Consider the following 2,762-nt stretch of genomic DNA (forward strand, 5'->3'; position numbering starts at 1 on the left):
CGGTGGGAGGCGGCGCGGCGGGGTCACATGTCACTGAGCTTCACCCTCGGGTCGAACAGTCCGTAGAGCAGGTCGGCGAGCAGGTTGCCGGCGAGTACGGCGGCGGTGGCGAGGGTGGTCAGGGCGGCCAGCAGCGGGAAGTCGACGGCGGTGGCCGCCTCGACGGTGGCCGCGGCGATCCCCGGCCAGCTGAAGACGGTCTCCACCAGCAGGGCGCCGGTGATGAGTTCGGGGACGCGCGAGCCGATCAGGGTGAGCACCGGCAGCACTCCCGAGCGCAGGGCGTGCCCGAGCAGGACTGTGCGCTCCCCCAGGCCGCGGGCGCGCGCGCCGCGCACCGGGTCCTCCGCGAGGGCGTCGCCGACGCCTTGGCGCACGTACAGCGTGAACCACGGCAGTTGGGAGACGGCGAGCACGCCCGCGGGCAGCGCGACGTGGCTCGCGACCTGGCCGGGGGTGACCCGCTCGCTCGCGGTGTCGGTGAGGCCGCCGGCCGGCAGGACGTCCCACTGGAGGGCGAACAGCCACACGGCGAGCAGCGCGATCCAGAAGACCGGTGCCGCCTCCAGGGTGTACGCGAGTGAGGTGACCGCCCGGTCGAGCAGCGAACCGGGGCGGCGGGCGGCCAGGACGCCGAGGACCGTGCCGGCCAGGACGGCGGCGGCGAAGGCGACGGCGCACAGCAGGGCGGACCAGACGAGGCGTTCGCCGATGACCTGGGTCACCGGCTGGCGCATCACCCCGGAGTGGCCGAGGTCGCCGGTGAGCGCGGAGGTCAGCCAGTTCCACCAGCGGACGACGAACGACTGGTCGACACCGAGGTTCTCCCGCAGCCGGTCCAGGGTGTCCTGGTCGGCGCCGAGGGCGGCGGTGCCGGCGTACGCCTTGACGGGGTCGAAGGGGGAGGCGGCGGCGATCGCGAACACCCCGAAGGTGACGACGAGGACGACGGGGACGGCGAACAGCGCCCGCCGCCCCGCCAGCCGTGCCATCGCTCCCCAGGGCACGCGCCGGGGAGACCGGGTCACTTCTTGGGCTGCCAGTCCTCGATGTTCCACCAGGGCCCGCTGGCGAAGCCGTGCTCGTGCGGCTCCAGCTGGGTGGTCAGCCCGTCCCAGCGGTCGGCGAGGACGTAGAGGTGGTCGATGTGGGTGAGGAAGGTGTAGCCCGGGTTCTCGACGAGCGCCTTCTGGAGCTTGTCGTAGGCGGCGGCGCGCGTTGTCGGGTCCTGGGTGCGGCGGCCGGTGTCGAGGGCCTGGTCCACGGCCGGGTCGTCGTAGTGGGCCATGTTGTTGAAGCCGTCGCCGGCGAGCGAGGAGTGCAGCAGGGTGTAGAGGCCGAAGTCGGGGTCGCCGACGCTGCCGAAGCCCGCGAGGACGGCGTCGCGTCCCATGCGCGGCTCGATGACCTCCCAGGTGGCGCCCTCCACCTTCACCTCGATGCCGGCCTTCTTGGCGTCGGAGGCGTAGGCGAGCGCGTGGTCCTGGCGGACCTTGTCGCCCGAGGGGTAGTACAGAGTGAACGAGGCGCGCTGTCCGTCCTTGGCGCGGATGCCGCCGGAACCGGCCTTCCAGCCGGCCTCGTCCAGGACGCGCCCGGCCTTGGCGAGGTCGCGCGGGCGCTCGATGCCGCGCTCGTACCAGGGGTCGTCGACGGGCAGCGGCCCGTACGCCGGCCGGCCGGCACCGTCGAGGATCTTGTCGACCATGGCCCGGCGGTCCACGGCGGCGTCCAGGGCCCGCCGGATCGCGCGGTCGCCGGTGACCTTGCCGGAGGTGGGCAGGGTGACGGCCCGGAAGTCGTAGGACCTCGCCTCGTAGGTGCGCCTGCCCTTGTCGTTCTCGAAGGTGGCCGCGAGGTTGGGCGGCAGGACGGCGCCGTCGAGGTCGCCGGAGCGCAGCCGGGTGGCGCGCACGTTGTCGTCGGCGATGACCGCCATGGTGAACGACTTCACGGTGGGCTTGTCGCCCCAGTAGTGCGGGTTGGCCTTGAAGGCCAGCTTCTCGCCCTTGCTCCAGTTGGTGAGCACGTACGGCCCGGTGCCGACGGGCTTGGTGTTGAAGTCACCGGTGTTGGGGTCCTGCCCGCCCGCCACGTGTTCGGGGACGACGGGCAGCACGGTGCGGGCGGCGAAGGCGGCGTAGGGGTACTTGAGCGTGAAGACCACGGTGTCGTCACCGGTCGCGCGGACGTCCTCGACGGCGTCGAGTTCGCTGCGGGCGGTGTTGTTCGTCTTCTCGTCGAGGACGGTGCGGTACGTGTAGACCACGTCCTGGGCCGTGAGCGGTTCGCCGTCGCTGAACTTCACGCCCTCGCGGAGGGTGTACGTGTAGGTCCGGCCGCCGTCGGTGATCTTCGGCAGGGCGGTCGCGAGGGCCGGCTTCAGCTTCAGGTCGGTGTCGCGGGCGAGCAGCCCGTCGAAGATCTTGGAGTTGCCGTCCTTGCCGTAGCCGAGCAGCGGGCTGAGGGTGTCCGGTTCGGAGCCCACCCCGATCACCACGGACTCGGCCGCTTTGGCGTCGTCGCCCGTTCCGCCATCGCCGGGCGCGGAGCAGGCGGTGACGCCGACGGCGACCGCCGCCGCGACGGCGGCACTTCGTATCCGACGGGTTGTCATGTCTCCCCCACGCTTGTTGACGGTGCGCCGTTATTGCACATCGGTGGCATTAAAGCGTCAAGCCAGGTGGGGGTGCGCGGGGCGGGGGCACCGCCCGGGCCCGGGCCCCCCGGGGCGTCCGGGCCCGGTTCCCGTACGCGGTGGC

2 protein-coding genes are annotated in these 2,762 nt (G+C 72.5%); both read right to left on the reverse strand.

All coding sequences use genetic code 11. The features are described from left to right. Window positions 1–23 precede the first annotated feature (23 nt). Window positions 24–992 (reverse strand): ABC transporter permease, encoded by a 969-nt coding sequence (locus tag DMH12_RS38075; RefSeq protein ID WP_125495815.1) that lies wholly within the window; start codon window positions 990–992, stop codon window positions 24–26. A gap of 32 nt (window positions 993–1,024) precedes the next feature. Continuing rightward, window positions 1,025–2,617, reverse strand: a complete 1,593-nt coding sequence (locus tag DMH12_RS38080) for an ABC transporter substrate-binding protein (RefSeq protein ID WP_125495816.1) — start codon at window positions 2,615–2,617, stop codon at window positions 1,025–1,027. Window positions 2,618–2,762: the final 145 nt, after the last annotated feature.

Source organism: Streptomyces sp. WAC 04229 (assembly GCF_003947455.1).
Lineage (GTDB): Bacteria > Actinomycetota > Actinomycetes > Streptomycetales > Streptomycetaceae > Streptomyces.

Coding starts and splice junctions, on each gene's coding strand:
- DMH12_RS38075 (WP_125495815.1), bottom strand. CDS start 992: ATGGCACGGCTGGCGGGGCGGCGGGCGCTGTTCGCCGTCCCCGTCGTC.
- DMH12_RS38080 (WP_125495816.1), bottom strand. CDS start 2,617: ATGACAACCCGTCGGATACGAAGTGCCGCCGTCGCGGCGGCGGTCGCC.